Here is a 20,016-nt window from a genome sequence, read left to right as displayed (position 1 = left end):
CGGCATTCTTGACAACACTCAAAAATCCCAAAATGGATCTTCAAGCAAAAAAGCAAAAGTGTAAACAACGCTAGGGTTTTCTACACCTGAGACTTTTGCAAAACCTCATAAATCACCCATAAAAACCAAAACAGCCGTCATTCCCGCGCAGGCGGGAATCCATCTTAAAATTTCAGAAACTTATTTTATTCAATAGTTTTCCATGCTCAAAAATGGACTTACGCCTATGCTGAAATAACGGTTGTTTTGGTTTTTATGGGTGATTTATGAGGTTTTGCAAAGGTCTCAGCCTGATTTAAAAACCTTTATTCAAACAACCTTCCTTGCGCCAACAATGCCCTGACCGGCGCAAAGTCTTCGCGGTGTTCCGGCAACACCCCGAATTGCTGCAAGGCGGCCAAATGCTGCGCCGTGCCGTAGCCCTTGTGTTTATCGAACCCATATTGCGGATAGCGTTCGGCCAGCGCATACATTTCGGCATCGCGGGCGGTTTTCGCCAACACCGAAGCGGCGGAAACCACCATAATTTTGCTGTCGCCTTTTATCACCGCTTCCGCTTCAATGCCTAAATCTTTCGGCACACGGTTACCGTCTATCCACACTTTTCCGGGCTGCACCGCCAAGCCCTGCACCGCCCGCTTCATCGCCAACATGGCCGCGTGCAGAATATTGAATTGGTGAATCTCGCTCGGATCGGCACTCGCCACACACCACGCCACGGCCTGTGCTTTAATCATCGCCGCCAACTCATCACGCCGCTTTTCGCTGAGTTTTTTTGAGTCGGTCAATCTGGGCAAATCATAATGCTCCGGCAAAATCACCGCCGCCGCAAACACGCTGCCGACCAACGGGCCGCGCCCCGCTTCATCGACACCGGCTGATAATAATAAGGTCATGCCATACTTTCTTTTTCGGTTGTAATCGCCTAAATCTTGTGCAATCTTGTAACGAGTGCATAGGCCGTCTGAAATATCTTCAAACGGCATTTTAGTTAAAGCGGCTTCTGTGGATTAGGCTTATCTGCTTCAAGCGCTTCCAAACCGGCTGACTCAATTGGCGGCGCGGCAGGAGGTTGCCCAGATTCTTCTGCCTGAGCCACTGCTTCCGTTTCCACCACATCCGCTTCATTATCAGGCTCGTTTTCAGACGGCATATCCACATTGTCCAAATTATCCACATGCGCCTGCGCCACCACTTCATCGAAATCATCGTCTTCTTCATTGTTGCGCGGATCCAAATCTGCCGCCATCACGCCCGTGTTACCCGATACGTTGACAAACACGCTGCGTTCTTCTTCCGGCACCACATTCTGCTTCCACGCAAACGCAGCCAAACCACCGGCGGTCACTGCATACAGCGCGTAAAAGCCCAAATGCGGCGCATAATCCATCACCACACCGAGTAGCAGCGGCGCGGTCAGCGAACCCAAACCATAGCAAAACAGCAGGCTGCGGCTCACTTCTACTGTATTCATATTATTCGGCAACCGGTCGTTGGCACGCGCAATACTCAGCGCATACAAACCAAACAGGCCGCAACCGAACATAAACGCCACCGCATTATGCAGCATAGGCGTGGCCACATGCATCGCCATCGCCGCCAAGCCGCTCAAAGCCGCGGCACAAGCCAAAACCGAGCAGCACAAAATCGCATTGCGCCGGCCGAATTTGTCCGACAGCCGTGCCAACGGCAACTGCACCACAAAGCCACCCACCATCGCCGATGTTAAAAACGCCGAAATCTGTTGCAGGGTAAACGCCTGCAGCAACAAAAATACCGAAGCCATGGTAAACAGCCCGTTCACCAACACCCCGCCAAAAATGCGGTCACAAAAGCCAAGGGCGCAATCGCCAAAACGCGCGGCACATTAATCTTCTGGCGCGACGGTACCTGCGGCGCTTTCATCTTGGTCAACGATACCGGCAGCATCGCCGTCATCACCAACAGCGTGCCCAACACGAACACATTGTCGCTGGACAAATTAAAACCCAACAGCAAGATACCCAGCGTAAATGCGAAGTAATACACCAAATTATAAACCGCCAATACCCGCGCCCGCTTCTCCTGCGCGCTCTGCTCGGCAAACCAGCTCTCCGCAATCATCAGCATACTGAAATAGCAAAATCCCAGCACCATACGCAACACGCCCCATGCGGTCAGGTTTTCCGTCATCAAGTGCGTGAGCGAGGCCATCGCAAACACCGCCCCGAACACACTAAAGCTGCGGATATGCCCCACCCCCGATACAATCCTATGCCCCGCCACTGCACTCAGCGACGCACCTGCGAAAAATGCCGCATTCAATGCACCGATAACAATATTGTCCACCCCATTTCCGCCAACTTCACCCGGCTGAGTTCAAAAACAGACCGAAACCGGCAAACAGAAAAAACACCGAAGCAAAGAGCGAATAAAACCGGTTGGAAATCGCGGCAGACATGGGCAACCCCTTCAAAATTCAAGTTGGCAATTGGATAAACTTTTGAGATTTCAAATGAATACAGCATTAAAGCATAGAAACGCCGAGAACACAAAAGGCCGTCTGAAAACCTGTTCCAGCTTCGCAGAAACTTCGTTTTCAGACGGCCTGCTGCCCGTTCCGCCAATACCCGTCCTACCCGCCTAACAATCCCACAGATACCGCTTCAGGCAGACATGGTTTTCATCTTTCAATTCCACCCCCTCCGCACGCAGCAACTCGGCCTGCTCCGCCCAGCCCGGCACCAGCCTGCCCGACGCATTCACCACCCGATGGCAGGGATAACGCCCGTAGAATGCCGCATTTGCCAACACGCTCCCCACCAGACGCGCGTTTTTCTCCCGCCCGATCAAACGCGCAATCTGCCCGTAAGTCGCCACCCGCCCCGCAGGGATTTCTTCGACTACCGATAAGATTTCGAATGCAAGGCGGTCGTTTTTAGGGCGGGCGGGGGTCGGAGGTATGGGAAAATTGTAAAAATAGGATTTGGCGTTGGGCATTTCAGACGGCCTTTAGGGAGACATACAAAACCTCGAAAGGTGTTTATACTTCGGAGATTTAATGTAGATAAGATTGTAAGGAAAAGGTAGTCTGAAGAATTTTCAGACTACTTAAAATTAATTATTAAATAGTATTTTCCCTAATTCTGAATTCATATCAGATATATGAATAAACAAACCGTCCATTGCACGAGTTAGAGCCATTAAGACCCATGTCATCGCATAACGTTTGCGTCTTTCATCATCAGATAATAATAAATCATCAGATAAAAAATTGAGTGCATCCTCTTCTGATTTTTTACGTTCATAAAATTTATCCAACTCAAAGCACATAACTGACCAAGATTCTAAACCGCGACAAGATTCATAAAAGAAACTAAATATTCAGAATTTGAAATTGATTTTTTATTAAAATAATTATTACCCATGTTCGCATAATAGAAATCCAATCCTTTAGTATCTAAACATGAAGACAAATCAGGTTCTGATTTAAATTTTACTTTATTCTGAATAGCTACGCCATTTTCAGTAATAGAAGTAACTTCAGACTCATCATAATGATGTTTGAATATCTCTGATTCTGCTTCAATAATTAAATAGATACTCTCACAAGGATTAAGATAATTCACTTCCCCATTTTTATGAAATATATCAAAAGCATTCTGAATATCTTGTATATTTGAGCTGATAATTACATGACCCAATTCTTGATTATCAGTCTCCAAATCCAATTTAATTTCAAACGCTTTTGCTAATTTATTACATAAATCAGCAATCCCTTTTTTGAGACGATAACTTTTATTCCGCTTATTAATGATTATTGTATTATGTTTTTTGCCTTGATTGTCTACCGTCCAATCACATTCCAGCTGATGTCGAATCAGTTGCTCCTTACCGCCAGTTGCTACAACCATATTTTTCTTGTGAAAAATTTCAAATAAAATATCTCGTTCTAATGGGTGAAAATCTTGTCCTTCATCAATCATAGGCACATGTCTTGAATATGCACCACGAGAACGGTTAATCATTATTTGAAATTCATCAAAATTCCTGAAATCATACTCTGCCTTGTTATTTAGTATGTTATCCACAAGTTCTTTATCCAAATCACCAACTTTATAATCATCATAAAATTTTCTTGCATCAGTAAGGCAAAGATAAATATTATGAAGTACACCATAATAGTCTGAAAGAAAAACATCCTTTCCTACTAGTGAGCAAATACGATCAATTTGATTATTTTTATACTTTTCTAAAATATCATATTTAATCTTCCCAGAAGCGATAAATCTTTGAAATTCACGAAATTCAGCAATTTCATTGCGGTATTTTATTTGATATTTTGCATAAATTTCAAATAATTTGTGATTATCTACGCCTGATCGCAAACTACCCCATTCAGACGGTTCAAATTCAGATAAGATGTTATCGCGAATAAATGTAATATGCTTCTCCAAGGTATTCTTTAAAGCTTCTATACGTTTATTTCCATAATTTGCACCACACCACCCATGGTCATACCAATATCGTACATAAAACCATGTATCGTACGAGTGGATAAATTTGTTCCGCCTTCAAATTTAGCTAACTGTTTAAATTTATAAACAAATTGCAATAAAAGTTTATTATATGTGATGTAACGGACTTGCTTACTTGCCTCTAATTGTTTTTTCATTAAGAGTAATAATTCAGTTGTTTTTCCTGAACCTGCTTTACCTTGAATAATCACAAGATTATTTTGTAATTGTTTATCTGCTTGAATGCGCTTAGGCAGTTTAATAACTTTTTCTGTTGTTCCTCCAAGGTAAAGATTTCATCATCAACAAACGGAGAGTTTTGTTGTGACAAATATTTTTCATAAATTTGACTATTTATGATCTTGCAAAGCAATTCTGTCAATTTTCTTTTTTGTAAGTATGCTAATTTTTGATTCATCTTCTAAAACCTGTTTGATTTTTTCCATATTTTCAAACAGTAGCTGATAACTTTTTTCATCATTAGGCTCTGACCATTTTGCATTAGAGTTGAAAAATTTATTGTAACCAAATTTCAGAAAGGCTTCCCATTCATAAAAACCAAATTGATAAGCTCGAACAATATTATGTGTAGGAAAATAATATTTTTCACGAACATTACTTAAAATCCATATAACGGGCAAGCACTTAATTTCAACATTATCTAAGACATTTTTAAAAAATTGTTCTGTACCATATCTTAATGTTGAAATTTCAGTTGCAAAATCGGTTTCAATTTCATCATCTATACAAACACCATAATTTCTTTCTTCTTTTGTATCATAAATTTTCACAGAATTATATTTAAATTCATCAATAAACTTAATTGGCATGACGATATTATTCAGATATATTTTTCTATCGTTTCCATTAGCATCTTTATAGAATTTATCTTTTATTGGATAGTAATTTTTTTCTTTATTTTCAACCGCGACAATGAGTAATAAATCAATATTCGTATCAATAACATTATTGAGAAATGGTTGATGAATCATATAAACCACGACATCTTTTACAAATCCAAATTCTTTTATGAAATTTGATTCAAAATCATGAATATTTACATACGGACTGCAATCGTCTTTGAAAAAATGATAAAACTCGATAGCCATAATATTTTCCTTAATTTATTTTACCCAACTCTTTCAACAACCTCTTCACCGACACCGGATACGGCGTCTTCAACTCCTGCGCGAACAGCGACACACGCAGTTCCTCTATTTGCCATTTGAACGCTGCGAGGCTGTCTGAAACGGGTTGGTTTTGCCGCGTGAGGCTGTCCGTTTTTTCCTGCCACATCTGTTCCAGCTCCTGAATTTCGGCTTCGCGCGCGGCGTCTCGGGCGGGTTGCTGCTGTATTTTTCCATGCGCAGGGTCATGGCGCGGAGGTAGACGGGCAGGCGCGGCCATTGCGGCCACGGGGTGCGGACGGCGAAACCTGCGCCGAGCAGGGTTTGCACGCGTTCGCGCAGCAGGGGGGCGAGCGGGTGTTTGCCGCCGGAGAGTTTGCCGTTGAGTTCGGCGTAGGCGGCGGCGGTGTCCTGCAGGTAGCGGCTGACGGCTTCTTTGACGGCGGGCAGGCGGCTGCGGCGCGTTTGATTTGTTCTTTAAAGGCTTTTTCGCTGCGCGGCAATTCGTCGCCGCGATAAAGGCGCGGTCGCAGATGGCGGCGGTGAGGTCGTCGCGCAGGGTGTCGGCGGGAATGTGTTTGAGCAGCATGGCGGCTTGGGTAAACCCTTGAATACCTTTGTTTAAATCCTTCATGTGCTCTTTGAGCTGCAAGGCCATGAGCGCAATCACGCCCTGTCGGTGGGCTTGGGCGGCGGCTTCGGGGTGTCGAACAGGCGCAGGGCGATGCTGCCGTCTTTCTGTTTTTGCAGGCCGAGATAGCCTGTGAGCTGCTGTTTGCCGCGCGCGAACTTGATGCTTTCGGGCAGCGTACCGATGTCCCACGCGGTAACGTTGTCGCGCTCGAATTCTTGGGTGTTGTCGCGGAAGGTTACGGCGGCGGCTTGGCCTAACTCTTGTTGCAGCCCGGCCAGGTTGCGGCCTATGGCCAGCTCCTGCCCGCCGTCGTCGATGATGCGCAGGTTGAAATAGCAGTGTTCGGGCAGTTTGAAGGCTTGCCAGTCGTCGAGATTGATTTGTTCGAGCAGGCGCATATCGCCGGCGGTTTTGGCGATAAAGCGGGCAAGCTGGGGAATAACCGGCTCTTGGCGGTTCGGTTCGCTTTCGAGAAATTTCGTTACGAATTCGGGCACGGGTACGCACACGCGGCGGATTTGTTTGGGCAAAGCCTTAATCAGCAACTGGATTTTTTCGCGCACCATGCCGGGCACCAGCCATTCAAGCGCGGGCGCGTGGATGCGGTTGAGTACGGTGAGCGGCAGGGTCAGGGTTACGCCGTCAAGCGGATGGTGCGGCTCAAAGCGGTAGGCCAGTTTGAATTTGCCGTCGGTGTTTTATAAAACTTGGGAAATTGTTCTTCGGTGATGTGTGCGGCGGCGTGCTGCATCAGGTCTTCTTTGCTGAGAAACAACAGGCGCGGGTTTTCTTTTTCGGCTTGCTTTAACCAGCTTTGGAAGGTGCGGATGTCGGCGAGGGGTTTGGGGGTTCAGACGGCCTTTGACGAGGCGGGTTTGAATTTGCCGTTTCTGTCTTTTCCGCCGCGCTTTGGGACGGTGGGTTGACACCAACCCTACGCGGGTTTTCAGACGGCATAGGCGTAGGTCGGGCATTTATACCCGACGGGGGTTGTGCGCTTGCGTTGGCTAGGTCAGGCATAAATGCCCGACCTACGGTTTCAGACGGCACATACATTTCAGGCAGCCTTTGATGGTAAAAATTAAACAATGCTTCTTCGTCCACCAACACATCCTGCCGCCGCGATTTATGTTCCAACTCGCTGATTTCCTTAATCAGTTTTTTATTGTGGACGAAAAAATCGGCTTTCAAATCACATTCCTGCGCCACCAGTGCGCCGCGGATAAAGATTTCGCGCGCTTCTTCGGGCGCGATGCGGCCGTAGGCAACGGGGCGGCGCGGCAAAACCGTTAAACCGTAAAAGGTTACCCGTTCGCCGGCCACCACTTCGCCGCGTTTCTGCTCCCAATGCGGCTCAAAATAATGATATTTCACCAAATGCGGCGCTTCCTGCTCGATCCATTCGGGCTGGATGGCGGCCACGTCACGCGCGTAAATCCTTGTTGTTTCAACGAGTTCCGCCGCCATCACCCATTTCGGCTTGCTCTTGAACAGGGCGGACGCGGGGAACAGGTGGAAATGTGAACCGCGCGCGCCGGTGTAGTCGTGGCCGTCGGGCGACTTCATGCCGACGTTGGCAATCAGCCCCGTGAGCAGCGCGCGGTGGATTTGTTCGTAGCCCGCTTCTTTGGCGGCGCGGATGTGGGCGCGGTGCTGCTTTTTATCCAGTTGTTTTTGCTTGAGTTTGGCAGATAAATCTTGGTCGCCCATGCTTTCAGACGGCCTTAATTGCTCTTGAACGGGCGGCCGTCTGGACGCCTGTTCTTTGCTGGTCAAACCCATTTCAATGGCGATTTCGGCCAATTGGCGATGCAGCTCGCGCCATTCGCGCATCCGCAGGTGCGATAAGAAATATTGGTGGCACCACTGCACTAATTGCTTATTTGACAAGCCTTTATCGCGCTCGCGCTGGAAGCTATCCCAAATATTCAGATAGGCCAGAAAGTCGGACTGCTTGTCGGTAAACCGCTCATGCGCCTTGGCAGCGGCTTCGCGCGCTTCGAGCGGCCGCTCGCGCGGGTCTTGAATGGAGAGGGCGGAAGCAATCACCAAGATTTCCGCCATACAGTCGTGCTTTTTCGCCGCCAACAAAATGCGGGCGATTTTCGGATCGATGGGCAACCGCGCCATTTGTTCGCCGAGTTTGGTCAGGCGGTAGCGGGGGCGGTTTTCAGACAGGCTTGGTTTGCCTGCATGAGGTTTCAGGCTGCCTGAAAGGGTTTCAGACGGCGTGTTAATGTTGCTTTTCTTGTTTTGCATAACAGATGTGTAGGTCGGGCATTGATGCCCGACATGGTTGGTTGTTTCTTGGTTTTCGCCAGACATCAATGCCCGACCTACGCAATATCCCATCTATTTTTGGGTAGACAATGATTGCTTTCTTTATCTTACTTCGCATATTTGTCGCAATTCAGTCAATGAATGTGTAAACCCTCCATCCTTAAGCTGTAACATAAAATCAAATAACACAATACTCAATTGCGATTGAGGTAAATCACGAGTTCTATTCCAAGATTTTAGTTCCCATTTTTCCTGCTCAGCACGTTCAGTTAAACGTTCTATTGAGCCACCCAATGTGTTGGAAGCGTGTTTTTTACTGTATGTCCCTCGTGCATAATTGGCTACTGCATCGCGACAGGCTTTATCAATAAAATAATAGATTTGCGAAACCGAAAAATGGGTAAGTGCTTTGTTCAAAACAAAACGCGTTTTTTCACCTGCAGTAAAATTTAAATGATATTCTGCAATTTTTAAATCTAAATAGCCCAAACACTCTTGCAAATTGATGTGTTCAATCAATTCAAAAATATCGTTCACTTCTTCATCAGTTAAAATAACATTTTGAATATCCGATTCAATTTGTTGGATAAATTGGCTTAACGTACAGTCAGGCGGTGTAACCACAATCCAGTCTACGCCTAATGGATTGAAGTGGAATTCACTATTCTCCTGCCAAGTAAACGCAGTTTTATCGCTATTAGGACTAATTGCCAGTAATCCTACACGATATAAACCCTCAATAATCTGCCTATCCAAATCTGTGCTTGGTGTAAGTTTTCCAGCAAGTATATGAGTTATCGCTTGGATACAGGAAAAATCCTCGTTTATAGCAAAGCGCATTGCTGCTAGTAACGAAATTTTTTGTTTTAACGTAAATGCTTCATTAGGAAAATTATTCAAGCTATTTATTAGAATTTTCTCTAAATATTCATAACGTTGCTGATCTAGAAATTGTTGCTGCTCCTGGGCTATGCGTTCTGCTTCTACTTGGCATATTGGGCAAATAAAAGCTGTTTTATCAAGCATTAATAGCTGTAGTATGTCATCGTAATCTTTTCGTTGATAGATTTGCCGCTCAATATATTCTGCCCCGCATTCAAAGCACATTGCTTGAAAGATAACGCTACTATGGTTCTTGGCTATATTTAGCAATTCATTTTGTTTCAATTCATATTTTTGCCGCAAAGCAGTAACCGTATAAATAAATTCCTGTTTATCATTAACTGCCCAATAATCAGTGCAAATAGCTTGGATTTTGATATCATCAGATTGATATTGTCTTTTTATTTCCATATAAAACTCCAATCAAATTTTTAACTGTGCTTTTATTGTTTTTCAATTCTCCTCCACCGCCCCCAGTTCCAACAACACCTGATACCCGTCATTGATATACCGCTGGTCGGGGGCTTCAAGAAATGGAAACGCCGCCACATCGCCGAGTTTCAGCGCGGCCATGCGCAGGATTACTGCTGCCAGATTGCTGCGGATAATTTCGGGGTCGGTAAACGCGCTGCGTTGTTCAAAATCTTCTTCGGAATACAAGCGGATACACACGCCGGCGGAGACGCGGCCGCAACGGCCGGAACGCTGGCGGGCGGCGGCTTGGGAGATTTTTTCCACATGCAGCTGCTCCACTTTGGCGCGGGCGGAATAGCGTTTGACACGGGCGAGGCCGGTGTCGATGACGTATTTGATGCCGGGCACGGTGAGCGAGGTTTCGGCGACGTTGGTAGCCAAGACGATGCGGCGTTTGGTGCCGCCGGGGTGGAAGATTTTGTGCTGCTCGGCGTTGGACAGGCGGGCGAACAGGGGCAGGATGTCGTCGTGGCGGCGCAGAGGGGATTTGCGCAGGGCTTCGGCGGCTTCGCGGATTTCGCGTTCGCCGGGCAGGAATACTAAAATATCGCCGCTGCCCAATTGCGCCAACTCATCGGCGGCATCGGCGATGGCATCGGCGATTTCGATTTCGGCCTCGTCTTCGTCTTGCGAATGCAGCGGGCGGTAGAGGATTTCGACGGGGAAGGTGCGGCCGCTCACTTCGAGCACGGGCGCGTTGTTGAAATGGCGTGAAAACCGTTCGGCGTCGATGGTGGCGGAGGTGATGATGACTTTTAAATCGGGGCGGCGCGGCAGGAGCTGTTTCAGGTAGCCCAGCAGGAAATCGATGTTCAGGCTGCGTTCGTGCGCTTCGTCGATGATGATGGTGTCGTAGGCGGTGAGGAAGCGGTCGGTTTGCGTTTCGGCGAGCAAAATGCCGTCGGTCATCAGTTTCACATAGGCATCGCGCGAGGTGTTGTCGTTGAAGCGCACTTTGTAGCCGACGGTTTCGCCGATGTTGCTGCCCAATTCTTCGGCAATCCGCTCGGCAACGGAACGCGCGGCCAGGCGGCGCGGCTGCGTGTGCCCGATCAAACCCGCCGCGCCGCGCCCGAGTTCGAGACAGATTTTCGGCAGTTGGGTGGTTTTGCCCGATCCGGTTTCGCCGCAGATGATGGTAACTTGGTGGTTGGCGATGGCGGTTTTGATGTCGCTCAAACGCTCGTGCACCGGCAGTGTGCCGTCATACTGTAGCTTGGGCAGCGCGGCTTGGCGTTTTAAATAGATTTCGTGCGATTTGCGGTATTTTTCTTCGACTTTGGGCAAGCCGCCGAATTTTTTCGGGTTTTTGAAGGCGGTTTGCAGAAAATGGCGGTCTTTAGAAAGGGTTTGTGACAAATCAGGTTGAAACGTGGCTTGAGACATGTAGCGTTCGGCTTATATCATGGAAAATAAAGCCTGATTATAGCAAAATGCCGTCTGAAAAAGGCGGAAAAGCGCAAACAAACCAAGCAATTTACGGCCATCATTTTGCCACTTTTCAGACGGCCTGCTTGAAGAAAATCATGCTTGCCCACATGACCCCGAATATTTTTTAGCAAAATAAGGCTTGACACATCCGCCCTATTCTCGTATAGTTACATCTTCTGACGCGGGATGGAGCAGCATGGTAGCTCGTCGGGCTCATAACCCGAAGGTCGTAGGTTCGAATCCTGCTCCCGCAACCAACAACAAAAATCCCTTAGTTTACGCTAAGGGATTTTTATTATCTGGTGTAAGCTGCTTACTGTGTTTGTTGGTTGGTACCCCAGCAAAAGGCCGTCTGAAAAATCTTGGGTATAGATTTTCAAACAGCCTTTTGGATTACGTGATTGAAAACCAATCAGAATTTATGGTGCAACGCGATTTGTACGCCGCCGTGTTCGATTTTACCGGTAGTGGTCGCATTCAAGCGGGTTTTATCCCCATCACCAGGTAACCGGCTTGTCCGCGAATCGACGTGCGCTTGCTCATGTAGTAATCGCCGCCAATCACGATTTGGTCGTATTTGTCCACCAAAATATCTTTGCTGTTGACGCCTTTTGCCGCCCAGCCGTGCGCGTAAACCAATTGCGGTTGCCGGTTTCCTGTACGATAAGTTAAGGCAATGGCGGCATCGGTCACTTTCACGGCTTCAGTTTTATCGGCAAACAAGCCTTGGCCGTCAAATGTTTTTTGGTTGCCGGTCAGCAGGCTCAAATATTTATTACCGCTTTCATTGCCTTTACATGCTGCACTCCGGCACCGATTTCCAAATTACCCAAATACAGGCCACCGTCGATACGGACGATGTAGCCGTCTTTCAACTTACCGTTGCCATCGGTATAGTTGTTTTTCTTATGGCTGTAGGCCGCTTTGGTAAAAGCTTTTTTTACTCTTGTAGTTTAAACCGAGCAGCAGTTCGTCTTGTGCTGCTTGTTGGTGAGTGTAACGGTCGCCCGGATTTTTGTTGTCGCGTGGCGCATATTGCACAATGCCTTGAAAACCGTTAAATACTGGCGAGTCGTAACGTGCGGATACCAAACGTTTGCCTTCGCGGTTGTAGCTGCTCAAGCCCAAGGCGCTGCCACGGTTGAAAATCCATTTATCCAAATCAACCATTTCGTTGTATTGGTTGCTCAAATAACCGACGCGGATTTTACCGAAACCACCTTCCAAGCCGATAAACGAATCGCGCGTACCCCAGCCGTCGTGTTGGCTGACGGTCGAAACCCGTTGCTCCATCTGCCAAATCAATTTGGCATCTTCGCTCAGTTTCTCGCTGCCTTTGAAACCGATGCGGAATAAGTGGTCGTTGATGGTGGTGCCGGTGCCTTTTTCAGTCACACCATTGCTGCCTTTGATCTTGACGCTCTCTACAAATACGCTGTTGCGGATTTCGCCGTATAGGGTTACATCGGCAACGGCATGGCCGGTTAAACCCAGCAAGGCGATGGTGATAATACTTTTTTTCATGATGGTTCCTCTTAATTCATTTTTTATTTTGTTTATCCAAAGCTTGGATAATTATGGGTTATATAAAGCTAATTGATAAAATGAAACTTGTTTTTATACATTAAAATCATATAAATAAACTGTTCCAGCCATACTTTGAAATATGCCTGAGTTCTGTACCACATCAAATTTTAAATGATTATAAATGAATTTAACGCATATAAACATTAATAGATAATGAAATTTTTAACATTTAATAATGCACTTTATTCATCAACATTGAAATTAAATTTGATAAAAATCCAATTGTTTTTAGCTTCAATATGTTCAGACGGCCTTTAAAACCATTGAAAATCATTATGCTATAGATATTAGATATTCCGCATCAATTCCCTCTTAGTTTTCATCATCATGAAGCCGAGACCTTTGCCCCCAGATTCGAGCAGCGCATAACGAAGAAATGTGCCAAAGATGGCGATTTTGCGAAGGTCTCAAGCCGTAATTCTGCACATGCAGAAAGGCCGTCTGAAACAGCTTAATATTCTGTTTCAGACGGCCTTGTTGTGTGGTTTTTAAGCGATTAGTCGTCTACACGGAAAGAATCGTGACAAGATTTGCAGCTTTGACCCACATCGCCAAACGGTCTTTTTACTGCATCTAAATTACCTTCGGCAGCAGCCGTTTTCAAAGCGGCAGCAGCAGCAATGAATTTGTCTGCTTCTTGCTTGAATTGATCCGGTTTGCTCCATACTTCAGGTTTGGCATCGGATTCTTCTTTTGCGCTCTCTTGAGTATAGTGCTGCCACGGTTTATCGGCATTTTCAGCCAAAGTATCGGCAGCCGCTTGGAATGCTGCGGCATCATAAGCGGTTTCGCCCTTAATCATTTTGCCCATGATACCGGCAGATTCTTTAAAGATATCCATCAGGCGATCGCGCTCTTCGACCGCAGCTTTAGCACTGCCCGCAGGAGCTTCCGAAGTCGTTGCCGGTGCCGGTGCTGATTCAGCAGGTTTGGTTTCGTTTTGACCGCCGCACGCGCTCAACAGTAATGCTGCCAGCGTACCTATTGTTAATAAGGTCTTGGTCATGATTGTGTTCCTTTTGGTTTGTTTATTTGATTTGTAATGGAAATGTATCAGAAATATTTTCAAAATCAAGTGATTGATATAGTTTTATATTTGTTAACACAATCTTCCAGAAAGGCCGTCTGAAATACAGACGGCCTAAGTTTGTTTATCCCAAAATCAGCATTTATTCACGGTGATACGGATGATTATTTAAAATGGAAACGGCGCGGTAAAGCTGCTCGGTTAGCAGCACGCGTACCATACCGTGGGGCATGGTCAGGCTGGACAGGCGCATCATCAGCTGCGCTTGCTGCTTGAGATGGCCGGTCATGCCGTCTGCACCACCAATCACAAAACAGACATGTTCGCCGTTTTGCTGCCATGTTTTGAGATACTCAGCCAATTCGACCGAAGTCGGCGCTTTGCCGCGCTCATCCAACACCACCAGAAATGCCCCCTGTGGAATGGCTTCGAGTATGCGTTTTTCTTCCGCTGCCATACCCTGCGCGGCATTCACACCGGCACCGCGTTTCTCGGGCTTGATTTCTTTTAAGGTGTAATTCACTTCGCGACCGAAGCGTTTAGCGTATTCGTTGACAGCTTCATCGACCCATTTGGGCATTTTGGTGCCGACGGCTAAAACAGTAATGTTCATGTTCGGTATCTATCCATGAGAAAATACAGGCCGAGACCTTTGCAAAATTTCCATATTTGGCACATTCCTTCGTTATGCGCTGCCTGAAAAATTGTCTATTAGAGCAGTTGATATGTCTGCGCTTTCTGTGTTGCTTTAAGTCCGAATTGTATTCAAATCTTGTTTTGCAAAGGCTTCAGGCCGTCTGTACGTTTCAGACGGCCTGATTCACAATGAAATCCGGTCTAGAGATTAATCGGCCGCATGCCAAGGTTTTTGCATACCTGCTTCAAAAGCAGGCTTTTTACCGCCCCACAGTGTATCGATGTCGTAATAATCGCGTACAGCCGGCAACATAATGTGTACCACCAAATCGCCGGCGTCAACCAGCGTCCATTCACCGGTGTCGCCTTCTTGGCTCAAAATTTCGAAACCGGCTTCTTTCAAATCAACCGCCACATTGTTGGCCAAGGCTTTAACTTGGCGGGTGCTGTCGCCGGTAGCCACAATCATGCGCGCAAAAAGCGAGGTTTTTTCTTGGGTTTCCAACACGGAAATGTCTTTAGCTTTCACATCTTCCAAGGCGTTTACTGCGATTTCGACCATTTTTTGCAAGTCGAGTAATTCTTGTTCGTTCATTTTATTCCTAAATTACGTTTTTCAGACGGCATTATAGCTTATCTGGCTGAATTTAAGCTATTTTTTGCAGTATTTTATCAAGGAGTTTGCTCAGCCGGCCCACAGGGTAATAATAGTATTTTTACTTCTTAGCGGTATAAACCGTGCTGCTGGATATAACGCGCGACCGAGGACGGAATCAGGCCGTCTGAAAGGGATTGGTTTTCTAAAGCCGCACGGATTTGTGTGGAACTGATGTTGTATAACGGCGCCTGTAAAATCCGCACGCGGCCGCTTTGCAAGGCTTCGCCCAGCCATGCGTGCAGCTCACGCGGCGTTTGGTTCAAACTGTCGCCTTCTCGCATAGCCACAGCGATGTTAACTTGCTGCACCAAGGTTTGCCATTTTTTCCAAGTGTGCAGCTTCATCAAGCTGTCACTGCCCAACAGCCACCATAATGTGGCGGCTGGAAATTGCTGACGGAAAACCTGCACGGTATCAAAGGTATAGGTTGCCCCTTCACGTACCATATCGCAATCACTGAGTGCAAAACGTGGTTCATCGGCAATGGCCAATTCTGTCATGATAAAGCGGTGTTTAGCCGGCGTTTGCGTATTTTGTGGTTTGTGGTAAGGATCGCCTGCCGGTAAAAAAATAACCGTGTCTAAGCCGATTTCGTCAGCAAATGCTTGCCCGATGTGCAGATGGCCGTTGTGAATGGGATTAAACGTGCCTCCGAAAAGTCCAATGTTTTTCATGTATTATCAAATGAAATAAAGTTAAAAATATATGGCCGATGATTGAATAGGCCGTCTGAAATCATTTTTCACAATATTAACATGGTTTGCACCATCGCCGCGTATCAGCATAGACGGCGATTGGGAATGTGGCAGTTGCAAATCCGAATAAACCCGTTACAATCTGAAACACAAATGATAAGGTGAAACAATATGTCTGCAGCTCCTCAATTTGTTCATGTTTTAGACGATACAACCCAAGATAAATTGTGGCAATGGGCGCAGACCAATTATGGTTTGCATGGCTCATGGCAAACTTTATGGCTGAACGGCTTAGCCTTAGGCCGTCTGAATGGGCAATGGCAGGCGCAAATTGAAAAAGATTGGCAAGGCGAATGGGAAATGCGTTCAGACGGCATGCATTTATGTGCAGACAACTGGCTGAGCCTAGGCGATGCGCTTCAACACATGGCGCATGACTGGAAGCAACTGGGCATATTGCATGGATGGCGCGATGAACGTTTTGATGTTTGCTATCAAGATAGCATCTTGTTCACACTCGAACGTGCCGCATTCCGCCCGTTAGGCTTGATGAGTAAAGCGGTGCATTTAAATGGTTTCACTTTTAAAGACGGTGAATGGCAGCTGTGGATTGGCCGCAGAAGCGAGCATAAAGCCGTTGATCCGAATAAACTCGATAATTTGGTCGGTGGCGGCGTATCCTGTGGTGAAGATATTACTGCAACCATACTGCGCGAGAGCGAAGAAGAAGCAGGATTATCACCTCATCATCTGCAACATCTAAAACTGCAGAATCAATTACACAGCCTGCGTTCCGTTTCCCGCGGTTTGCATAATGAAATTCTCTATATCTTCGACACGGTATTATCCAGCGATGTCGTTCCTGAAAATCAAGACGGTGAAGTGGCCGGATTTGAATTAATGAAGATTAATCAGGTCATAGAGGCGATGTTGAGTGATGTAATGATGAACGACGCGCAACTGGTGATTTTGGATGCGTTTGAGCGCTATGGCTTAATGAACCCACAACATGATTTATCAAAATGGCTTAAATCAATCAAAGCCAATGGGTAACAGCCGTATTGAAAGCTAGAATTGGAACGGAATCGTTTTTATGCTTCTTATCTTTGGCACATTTTCCGGTATGGGCTGCCCGAAAACTCGCCTAACTGTGATGTATCTGCACTTCTCTTGACCATTCTCACCTCAAACTGTACTCAAATCCAATATTTTACAAACCTCTCTCAGGCCTAGACCTTTAAAAAACCTCCAAAACAATCTACTTGTTTTGGAGGTTTTTATTGTTTAAACAGAAAATAAAACAAAATTAATACGCATACTCTATCCAAGCAGCCACTTTTTCAAGTAGCCCACCACCTTTTCAGGCAGCAATAGACGCAACAAACTTTAGCCTGTTCGCTGCTTTCAACAAATTCAAACAAATCACTTTCAAACCCATTTGCCCTTAGGCCTTTTCCAGTCCAAAGTAACTCGCCCATTTACACCTAAAATATACGGGGGAAAATGGCAAAATTCTATTCCGCCCGATAACGGATTCTCGCGAGATCTTTATTACGCTCAATCTCTTCACGCCCCAAAGGTTTACCACGATGCGCTTTACGCATAATGCCGTCTGCTAGCTGACTTTCTCTCAAAATTCATGATTGTGCTTATGCCCGAGCAAAACCGCACGAAACATCGGCAACAACGGATCCGTAAGACGACCACCGTTGTCGCGTATATAGCGGGTTTTATGACTGACAAGTCTTTGTTCAATTGCTTGCCAATCAAGAAGTCGGAGTATTTTGAACAAAGGAAAACGGTCATATATTGGCTATAAGGGTTTATGTTGAATGATAGAAGAAACCAGACATGGTGAAAAATCCTCTCAATTCTTGCTGGAGGAATTTAGAGATTTTTCTTAGGGGGAGGTTGCAAAGGTCTCTCCTTATGAAAAATATTTCAAAGCTGATTCAAGCATCAAAATATCCCAAACAGTATTTAAAAAGAAAACACCATCTATTTAAAATAAATAGATGGTGTTTTCAATTTTGTGTGGTTTATTCAGCTGCTTCAGTTGCTTTGTCAACCAATTCCACCAACGCCAAAGGCGCATTGTCACCTTTACGAAAACCGTATTTTAGTACACGAACATAGCCGCCGTTACGGGCAGCGAAACGTGAACCCAATTCGTCAAACAATTTAACCACTACATCGCGATCACGAGTACGGTCAAATGCCAAACGACGGTTTGCTAAAGAAGGTTTTTTACCCAAAGTAATCAAGGGCTCTACCACGCGGCGCAATTCTTTTGCTTTAGGCAAAGTGGTCACGATAGTTTCGTGAGTCAACAAAGAATTTGCCATATTGCGCAGCATCGCAGCGCGATGGCTGCTGGTACGGTTTAATTTGCGGTTACCATTACGATGACGCATGTCATTATCCTTTAATCTTCAAACTTACGGCTTTTCTAAGCCTACAGGCGGCCAAGCTTCTAATTTTGAACCTAATGTTAGACCTTTAGAGGCCAACACTTCTTTGATTTCATTCAAAGATTTACGACCCAAATTCGGAGTTTTGAGAAGCTCGGTTTCAGTACGTTGAATCAAATCGCCAATATAATAAATATCTTCAGCTTTCAGACAATTAGCTGAACGTACAGTTAATTCCAAATCATCTACCGGACGTAACAGGATAGGATCGATTGGAGGGGCTTTTTCTTCAACCTCTTCAACCGGTGTACCTTGCAAATCAGCAAAGATAGACATTTGATCAATTAAAATACGTGCGGCACTGCGTACAGCCTCCTCCGGGTCAATAGAACCATCAGTTTCGATATCCAAAACCAATTTATCCAAGTCGGTACGTTGCTCTACGCGTGCAGGTTCAACTTCAAAGCTAACACGGCTGATGGGCGAAAAACTCGCATCCAACTGAATCGCACCAATCTGTTTGTTTTCATCGCGAACAACACGACGACCTGAAACAGATTGGTAACCACGGCCTTGCTCAACTTTGATTTCCATTTCCACTTGGCCATTATTGGATAAGTGGCAAATCACGTGCTCTGGATTCAAAATTTCCACATCATGCGGTAATTCGATGTCCCCAGCAATCACTGCACCGGCACCTGATTTTTTCAAAGTCAACTGAACTTGGCTACGACCGTGCAACTTAAATACGATACCTTTAATGTTTAACAAAATGTCTACAACATCTTCTTGAACACCGTCAACAGTAGAATATTCATGCAACACACCAGTAATAGCCACTTCAGTTGGTGCAAAACCATTCATGGATGACAGTAAGATACGACGCAAAGCATTACCTAAAGTGTGACCAAAACCACGTTCAAACGGCTGCATTGAAACTTTTGCACGTGTGGTAGATAAAGTATCTACATCAATTTGACGAGGTTTCAAAAATTCGGTTGTGCTATTTTGCATTTAACTGTCCCTCACTGAGCTAGCATTATTTAGAGTAGAACTCTACCACCAGCTGTTCATTAATATCGCCAGTCAATTCTGAGCGATCCGGCATATTTTTGAATACACCTTCCAATTTATCTGCATTAACTGAAACCCAACTAGGCAAACCAATTTGAGTTGCCAAACTCAAAGCTTCTTGGATGCGTACTTGTTTTTTAGCTTTCTCGCGGATAGCTACAACATCACCGGCTTCAACTTGGAAAGAAGGGATATTCACAACTTGTCCGTTAACGGTAATCGCTTTGTGAGAAACCAATTGACGGGCTTCTGCACGAGTAGAGCCGAAGCCCATGCGGTATACAACATTGTCTAAACGAGATTCCAACAATTGCAGCAACAATTCACCAGTAGAACCTTTGCGGCGTGAAGCTTCTGCAAAATAACGACGGAATTGACGTTCTAATACGCCGTAGATACGACGAATTTTTTGTTTTTCACGCAATTGCAGACCATAGTCTGACAAACGTGGTTTTTTAGCACCGTGCTGACCTGGTGCAGAATCCATTTTGCATTTTGACTCTAAAGAGCGACGTGCACTCTTCAAAAACAGATCTGTACCTTCACGGCGTGCTAATTTACATTTAGGGCCAATATAACGTGCCATGTTTCAAATCACTCCAAT

Annotated in this window: 19 protein-coding genes, 1 tRNA gene and 2 pseudogenes; 2 read left to right on the top strand and 20 right to left on the bottom strand. The window is 45.7% G+C overall.

Annotated features, from left to right (window positions below):
* Positions 1–305: 305 nt before the first annotated feature.
* The 12 genes and pseudogenes from rnhB to hrpA form a co-directional block, all read right to left on the bottom strand.
* A complete protein-coding gene (rnhB, locus tag CGZ65_RS01205; RefSeq protein ID WP_096294522.1) occupies positions 306–896 on the bottom strand; it encodes a ribonuclease HII in 591 nt (196 codons plus the stop codon).
* Positions 897–991: 95 nt separating this feature from the next.
* Entirely contained in the window at positions 992–1,786 is a 795-nt protein-coding gene (locus CGZ65_RS13090; protein WP_198345312.1) for an MFS transporter, read from the bottom strand.
* A 14-nt stretch (positions 1,787–1,800) separates the two neighbouring features.
* Positions 1,801–2,328, bottom strand: a complete 528-nt coding sequence (locus CGZ65_RS13085) for an MFS transporter (RefSeq protein WP_198345311.1) — start codon at positions 2,326–2,328, stop codon at positions 1,801–1,803.
* Positions 2,301–2,606, bottom strand: coding sequence for a hypothetical protein (locus CGZ65_RS13080; RefSeq protein ID WP_198345310.1), 306 nt, complete (start codon positions 2,604–2,606; stop codon positions 2,301–2,303). Before CGZ65_RS13080 ends, CGZ65_RS13085 begins: the two co-directional genes overlap by 28 nt.
* Positions 2,607–2,622: 16 nt before the next feature.
* Entirely contained in the window at positions 2,623–2,979 is a 357-nt protein-coding gene (locus CGZ65_RS01195; RefSeq protein WP_096294521.1) for an MGMT family protein, read from the bottom strand.
* Between the two features lie 117 nt (positions 2,980–3,096).
* The gene (locus CGZ65_RS12605; protein WP_157742677.1) at positions 3,097–3,300 is read right to left on the bottom strand and encodes a hypothetical protein; all 204 of its coding nucleotides are present in this window, start codon (positions 3,298–3,300) and stop codon (positions 3,097–3,099) included.
* A gap of 26 nt (positions 3,301–3,326) precedes the next feature.
* On the bottom strand, positions 3,327–4,436 hold the full coding sequence (locus tag CGZ65_RS01190) for a hypothetical protein (protein ID WP_096294520.1): 1,110 nt from the start codon (positions 4,434–4,436) through the stop codon (positions 3,327–3,329).
* Between the two features lie 17 nt (positions 4,437–4,453).
* Positions 4,454–4,708 carry a hypothetical protein gene (locus CGZ65_RS01185; RefSeq protein ID WP_157742676.1) on the bottom strand — a complete coding sequence of 85 codons (255 nt, stop codon included), beginning with the start codon at positions 4,706–4,708 and terminating at the stop codon, positions 4,454–4,456.
* Positions 4,709–4,846: 138 nt separating this feature from the next.
* Complete coding sequence (locus tag CGZ65_RS01180) at positions 4,847–5,605, bottom strand: hypothetical protein (RefSeq protein WP_096294518.1); 759 nt, start codon at positions 5,603–5,605, stop codon at positions 4,847–4,849.
* A gap of 10 nt (positions 5,606–5,615) precedes the next feature.
* Positions 5,616–8,417 (bottom strand): annotated as a pseudogene (locus tag CGZ65_RS01175) (DUF3418 domain-containing protein); the annotation flags it as partial.
* Positions 8,418–8,639: 222 nt separating this feature from the next.
* On the bottom strand, positions 8,640–9,830 hold the full coding sequence (locus CGZ65_RS01170; protein ID WP_096294517.1) for a hypothetical protein: 1,191 nt from the start codon (positions 9,828–9,830) through the stop codon (positions 8,640–8,642).
* A 42-nt stretch (positions 9,831–9,872) separates the two neighbouring features.
* Entirely contained in the window at positions 9,873–11,279 is a 1,407-nt protein-coding gene (hrpA, locus tag CGZ65_RS01165) for an ATP-dependent RNA helicase HrpA (RefSeq protein ID WP_096294516.1), read from the bottom strand.
* A 225-nt stretch (positions 11,280–11,504) separates the two neighbouring features.
* On the opposite strand from hrpA, the gene CGZ65_RS01160 reads away from it, so the two are divergent.
* A tRNA-Met gene (locus CGZ65_RS01160) sits at positions 11,505–11,581 on the top strand.
* Between the two features lie 220 nt (positions 11,582–11,801).
* On the opposite strand, the pseudogene CGZ65_RS01155 reads toward CGZ65_RS01160, so the two are convergent.
* From CGZ65_RS01155 to nadD, 5 genes and pseudogenes are all read right to left on the bottom strand, one after another.
* A pseudogene (locus tag CGZ65_RS01155) lies at positions 11,802–12,848 on the bottom strand (porin).
* Positions 12,849–13,407: 559 nt separating this feature from the next.
* The gene (locus tag CGZ65_RS01150; protein ID WP_096294515.1) at positions 13,408–13,917 is read right to left on the bottom strand and encodes a c-type cytochrome; all 510 of its coding nucleotides are present in this window, start codon (positions 13,915–13,917) and stop codon (positions 13,408–13,410) included.
* Between the two features lie 163 nt (positions 13,918–14,080).
* Positions 14,081–14,551, bottom strand: coding sequence for a 23S rRNA (pseudouridine(1915)-N(3))-methyltransferase RlmH (gene rlmH, locus CGZ65_RS01145; RefSeq protein WP_096294514.1), 471 nt, complete (start codon positions 14,549–14,551; stop codon positions 14,081–14,083).
* Between the two features lie 231 nt (positions 14,552–14,782).
* The gene (gene rsfS / locus CGZ65_RS01140; protein ID WP_096294513.1) at positions 14,783–15,169 is read right to left on the bottom strand and encodes a ribosome silencing factor; all 387 of its coding nucleotides are present in this window, start codon (positions 15,167–15,169) and stop codon (positions 14,783–14,785) included.
* Positions 15,170–15,297: 128 nt separating this feature from the next.
* Positions 15,298–15,906, bottom strand: coding sequence for a nicotinate-nucleotide adenylyltransferase (gene nadD, locus CGZ65_RS01135; protein ID WP_096294512.1), 609 nt, complete (start codon positions 15,904–15,906; stop codon positions 15,298–15,300).
* A 192-nt stretch (positions 15,907–16,098) separates the two neighbouring features.
* On the opposite strand from nadD, the gene CGZ65_RS01130 reads away from it, so the two are divergent.
* On the top strand, positions 16,099–16,980 hold the full coding sequence (locus CGZ65_RS01130; protein ID WP_096294511.1) for an NUDIX hydrolase: 882 nt from the start codon (positions 16,099–16,101) through the stop codon (positions 16,978–16,980).
* Positions 16,981–17,966: 986 nt separating this feature from the next.
* Here CGZ65_RS01130 and rplQ read toward each other — a convergent pair.
* Genes rplQ through rpsD form a run of 3 tightly spaced genes read right to left on the bottom strand, consistent with a single transcriptional unit; the run spans position 17,967 to position 19,998 of the window.
* The gene (gene rplQ, locus CGZ65_RS01120; protein ID WP_096294510.1) at positions 17,967–18,341 is read right to left on the bottom strand and encodes a 50S ribosomal protein L17; all 375 of its coding nucleotides are present in this window, start codon (positions 18,339–18,341) and stop codon (positions 17,967–17,969) included.
* A 24-nt stretch (positions 18,342–18,365) separates the two neighbouring features.
* On the bottom strand, positions 18,366–19,352 hold the full coding sequence (locus tag CGZ65_RS01115) for a DNA-directed RNA polymerase subunit alpha (protein WP_096294509.1): 987 nt from the start codon (positions 19,350–19,352) through the stop codon (positions 18,366–18,368).
* A 25-nt stretch (positions 19,353–19,377) separates the two neighbouring features.
* Positions 19,378–19,998 carry a 30S ribosomal protein S4 gene (gene rpsD / locus CGZ65_RS01110; RefSeq protein ID WP_096294508.1) on the bottom strand — a complete coding sequence of 207 codons (621 nt, stop codon included), beginning with the start codon at positions 19,996–19,998 and terminating at the stop codon, positions 19,378–19,380.
* Positions 19,999–20,016 lie beyond the last annotated feature (18 nt).

Source organism: Neisseria weixii (assembly GCF_002327085.1).
GTDB lineage: Bacteria > Pseudomonadota > Gammaproteobacteria > Burkholderiales > Neisseriaceae > Neisseria > Neisseria weixii.
Note: the sequence above shows the minus strand (reverse complement) of the source record. Positions and strands in the feature narration are given on the sequence as shown.